The sequence below is a fragment of the Streptomyces sp. CNZ287 genome (assembly GCF_007827615.1).
Window position 1 is genome coordinate 1 of sequence record NZ_VISV01000043.1, and the last position, 5278, is coordinate 5278.

Here is a 5278-nt window from a genome sequence, read left to right on the forward strand (position 1 = left end):
CCAAGGCATCACCCACCTCACCGAGACCGACGCCATCACCCTCTACACCGAACTCGCACCCCACCCCACCCTCACCCCCCACCTCCCCGCCAGCGTCCGCAGCACCCCCCACCTCCCAGACGAGACCCGCACCCACCTCGCCACCCTCACCACACTCCACACCCACCACCACCCGCTCAACCTCACCCCCCACCTCCCCGAGACCGCGGCCAAGCTCCCCGTCCTCCCCACCTATCCCTTCCAGCACCGCCCCTACTGGCTCGACGCGCCCACCGCGCTCACCAGCGCGACCGACCTCGGCCAACTCGGCACCGCCCACGCCCTCCTCAGCGCCGCCGTGCAACTCGCGGACACCACCGGGGGCGGCGCGGGCTCGGCCGGTACGACGGTCTTCACCGGCCGCCTCAGCCTCTCCACCCACCCCTGGCTCGCCGACCACGCCGTCGCCGGTACGGTCCTCCTCCCCGGCACCGCCCTGGTCGACCTCGCCCTGCACACCGGCGACCACACCGGCGCCACCCACCTGCAAGAGCTGACTCTGCACGCGCCCCTCACGATGGACGAGGCCGGCACGCACGACGTCCAGGTCACCACCGCCCCCCTCGCCGGGGCAGAGGGCGAGGACGGCGGCCGGTGGCAGGTGACGATCCACTCGCGCCGCCACACCGCGGACGACTCCGAGCCGGAGCCCTGGACCTGCCACGCCACCGGCATCCTCACGACCGACGCGGACGCCTCCGCTCACCCGGCCCCGGCGCTGACCCAGTGGCCGCCGGCCGGCACGGAGCCCGTGGAGGTCACCGACCTCTACCCCCGCTTGCAGGCCGCGGGCTACGAGTACGGGCCCGCTTTCCAGGGCGTCACCGCCGCCTGGCGCGGCGCCGACGGCACCCTCCACGCCGAGATCGCCCTGCCCGAGGACGCCGACGCCTCCGGCCACACCATCCACCCCGCCCTGCTCGACGCCGCACTCCACCCGCTCGCGGCCGAGAACCTCGGCAAGGACGACAAGGACAGCGCCGACGGCCGGCTCCGGCTGCCCTTCGCCTGGACCGGCGTCACCGTCCACGCCAGCGGCGCCACCCACCTGCGCGCGACCCTCATTCCGGCCGGTGAGCACGGCCACGATCTGACGCTGCACACCTGGGACCCCTCCGGCGCGCCCGTCGCCACCGTCTCCGCGCTCAACTCCCGCCCGGTCGACGCGTCGGCGCTCACCGGCGGCCCCCACACCGACACGGCCACCCGCAACAGCCTCTTCCACCTCGCCTGGAACCGGGCCGCCGCCGAGCAGCCCGCCCAGGCCGAGCGGGTCGCACCGGAGCTGGTGGACCTCTACGTCGCGGCTCCCGCCGAGGACGACGGCCCCACCGCCGCGCACGCCGCGGCGGAGGCGCTGCTGACCCACGTACAGGGCTGGCTGGCCGCCAACGACCGGACCGACCGCCGCCTCGTCGTCCTCACCCACCGCGCCGTCGCAACCGGCCCGGCCGACGACGTGCACCTCCCGCACACGCCGCTGTGGGGCATGGTCCGTACCGCCCAGAACGAGAACCCCGACCGCATCCACCTCGTCGACACCGACACCGCCGTCGATGCCGTCACCGGCGGCGACCCCGCCGCCGTCCCCCACCTGCTCGACGCCCTGGCGACCGGCGAACCGCAGCTCGCGCTCCGCCACGACCAGGTCCTCGTGCCCCGGCTGGCCCGCTCCACCGAGGGGGCCGCCGACGCGCTGGCGATTCCCGCCGGCGAGGAGTCCTGGCGGCTGGACAAGACCGCCTCCGGCACGTTCGACAACCTCGCCTTCCTGCCGAACCCGAACCTCCCCGAGGCGCTGGCACCGCATCAGGTGCGCGTCGCGGTACGGGCCATCGGGCTCAACTTCCGCGACGCCCTGATCACCCTCGGCATGTACCCGGGCGAGGCGCTGCTGGCCAGCGAGGGCGCGGGGGTGGTGACCGAGGTCGGCGCCGACGTCGCCAACGTCAAGGTCGGCGACCGCGTCATGGGCATGTTCCCGAACGGCGTGGGCGCGCAGACGGTCACCGACCACCGCATGGTCACCGCGGTCCCCGAGGGGTGGTCGTTCAACGACGCGGCCGGGGTCCCGGTGGCGTACCTCACCGCGTACTACGGGCTCAGGGACCTCGGCGGTCTGGCGGCCGGCGAGTCGCTGCTGCTCCACGCCGCCACCGGCGGCGTCGGCTCCGCCGCACTCCAACTCGCCCGCCACTGGGGCGCCGACGTCTATGCCACGGCCAGCCCCGGCAAGCACCACCTGCTGTACGCGCAGGGCCTGGACGAGCAGCACGTCGCGTCCAGCCGCTCCCTCGACTTCGAGGACCACTTCCGCGCCCACACCCCGCACCAGGGTGTCGATGTGGTGCTCAACGCGCTCGCCCACGAGTTCACCGACGCGTCGCTGCGCCTGCTGCGCCCCGGCGGCCGGTTCCTGGAGATGGGCAAGACCGACGTCCGCGACCCGCAGGCCGTCGAGGCCGACCACCGGGTCCGCTACCAGAACTTCGACCTCATCGAGGCCGGTCCCGACCGCATCCAGGAGATGCTGACCGACCTGGCCGCGCTGTTCGCCGCAGGCCACCTCACGGCCCCGCGGACCACCTGCTTCGACGTACGCCACGCCCCCAACGCGCTACGGCACCTCAGCCAGGCCCGGCACACGGGCAAGCTGATCCTGACCCTCCCCCGGCCGCTCGACCCGGACGGCACGGTGCTGATCACGGGCGGCACCGGTGGCCTCGCGAGGCTGACGGCCCGTCACCTCGTCGCCGAGCACGGCGTACGCCACCTCCTGCTGGCCTCGCGCAGCGGCCCCGGCCACCGCGACGCCGACGCCCTGCGCGCCGAACTCACCGAACTCGGCGCCCGGGTCACCCTCGCGGCCTGCGACGTCACCGACGCCCACGCCGTCCACACCCTCGTCGCCTCCGTCGACGAGCGGCACCCGCTGACCGCGGTGATCCACACCCCGGGCGTGCTGGACGACACGATCCTGACCCAGCTCACCCCGGAGACGCTGCACCCGGTTCTGGCGCCGAAGGTCGACGCCGCGTACCACCTGCACCAGGCGACGCGGCACCTGGACCTGGCCCACTTCGTCCTCTACTCCTCCGCCGCCGGCACCCTCGGCAACCCCGGCCAGGCCAACTACGCCGCCGCCAACACCTACCTCGACGCCCTCGCCCACCACCGCACCCAGCAGGGCCTGCCCACCACGAGCCTCGCCTGGGGCTACTGGAAGCACACCACCGACCTCACCAAGCACCTCGGCGACAGCGAGGTGGCCCGCAGCGACGCGGCGCTCAGCACCGAGCACGGCCTGAAGCTCCTCGACGGCGCCCTCGCCACCCCGTCCCCGTACCACCTCTGCGTCCCGCTGAACCCGGCCACCCTCCGCACCGGCGAGCGCGTCCCCGCCCTCCTGCGCGACCTCGCCCCGCGGGCGCGGCGCCGGGCTGCCGCGGCCGCCGCGCCGAGCGAGGTCTCGGGGCTCGCGGCGCAACTCGCCGGGCTGTCGGCGGCCGAGCGGCAGCGCCTCTTGCTCGACCTGGTGCGCACCAACGCCGCCGCCGTCCTGGGGCACAGCGACGCCGCCGCGGTGGACGCGCAGGCGCCGTTCAACGACCTCGGGTTCGACTCCCTCACCGCGGTCGAGCTGCGCAACCGGCTCGACGCCGCCACCGGGCTGCGGCTGCCGGCGACCCTGATCTTCGACTACCCGACCGCGCAGGTCCTCGCCGACCACATCGGCGCCGAGGTGCTGCAGTCGGCGCCGCGCGCGACGGCGCCGCAGCTCGTGAGCACCGACACCGCGGACGATCCGGTCGTCATCGTGTCGATGGCGTGCCGCTTCCCCGGCGACGTGCACTCCGCCGCCGACCTGTGGAAGCTCGTCGCCGAGGGCCGCGAAGGTCTCTCCGGCTTCCCGACGAACCGCGGCTGGGACCTGGAGAACCTCTTCGACCCCGACCCGGCGGCGACGGGCAAGAGCTACACCAGCTACGGCACGTTCCTGCACGAGGCCGACGAGTTCGACGCCGACTTCTTCCGGATGAACCCGCGCGAGGCGCTGGCCACGGACCCGCAGCAGCGGCTGCTGCTGGAGACCTCCTGGGAGGCGTTCGAGCGGGCGGGCATCGACCCGGCCACGCTCAGGGGCAGCAGCACCGCGGTCTACGCGGGCGTGATCTACGGCGACTACGCTTCGCGGCTGATGCAGAACGCCCCGGAGGGCTTCGAGGGCTATCTCGGCAACGGCAGCGCGGCAAGCGTCGCCTCGGGCCGGGTGGCGTACACCTTCGGTCTTGAGGGCCCGGCGGTGACGATCGACACGGCGTGCTCGTCGTCGCTGGTCGCCCTGCATCTCGCCGCGCAGGCGCTGCGCAACGGCGAGTGCGATCTCGCCCTCGCGGGCGGCGCCACCGTGATGTCGAGCCCGGGTGCGTTCATCGAGTTCTCCCGGCAGCGCGTGCTGTCCGTGGACGGCCGGTGCAAGGCGTTCGCCGACGCGGCGGACGGAACGGGCTGGGGCGAGGGCGTCGGCCTGGTGCTGCTGGAGCGGCTGTCCGACGCCCGGCGCAACGGGCACAAGGTGCTGGCGGTGCTGAAGGGCTCGGCGATCAATCAGGACGGTGCGTCGAACGGCCTCACCGCCCCCAACGGCCCCTCGCAGCAGCGCGTCATCGAACAGGCGCTGGCCAGCGCCGGCCTGACGCCCGGTCAGGTGGACGCCGTGGAGGCGCACGGCACGGGCACGGCGCTGGGCGACCCGATCGAGGCGCAGGCGCTGCTCGCGACGTACGGGCGCGAGCACAGCCCCGAGCGGCCGCTGTGGCTGGGCTCGATCAAGTCCAACATCGGCCACACCCAGGCCGCGGCGGGCGTGGCGGGCGTCATGAAGATGGTCGAGGCCATGCGCCACGGCATGCTGCCCCCTACCCTCCACGTCAACGAGCCGTCCCACCACGTCGACTGGAGCTCCGGCACCATCTCGCTGATCACGGAGTCGACGCCGTGGCCCGAGAGCGACGAGCCGTACCGGGCGGCCGTCTCGTCGTTCGGCATCAGCGGCACGAACGCGCACGTGGTGCTGGAGGCGGCGCCGGTGGAGACCGCGGCGGCGGATGCGCCGTCGGCGGAGCCGGCTCCTGGGGCGGCGCCGGTTCCGGTGGTGGTTTCCGCCCGTACGGCGGGTGCGCTGGCGCAGAGCGCCGAGCAGCTCGCGGCGTACGTCGAGGAGCACCCCGAGATCGAG

At 74.1% G+C, this 5278-nt stretch carries 1 protein-coding gene; it reads left to right on the forward strand.

The window, feature by feature from the left end; translation table 11 throughout:
• On the forward strand, positions 1 to 5278 hold a 5278-nt coding region (locus FB457_RS34975; protein ID WP_145784702.1), incomplete at both ends, for an SDR family NAD(P)-dependent oxidoreductase.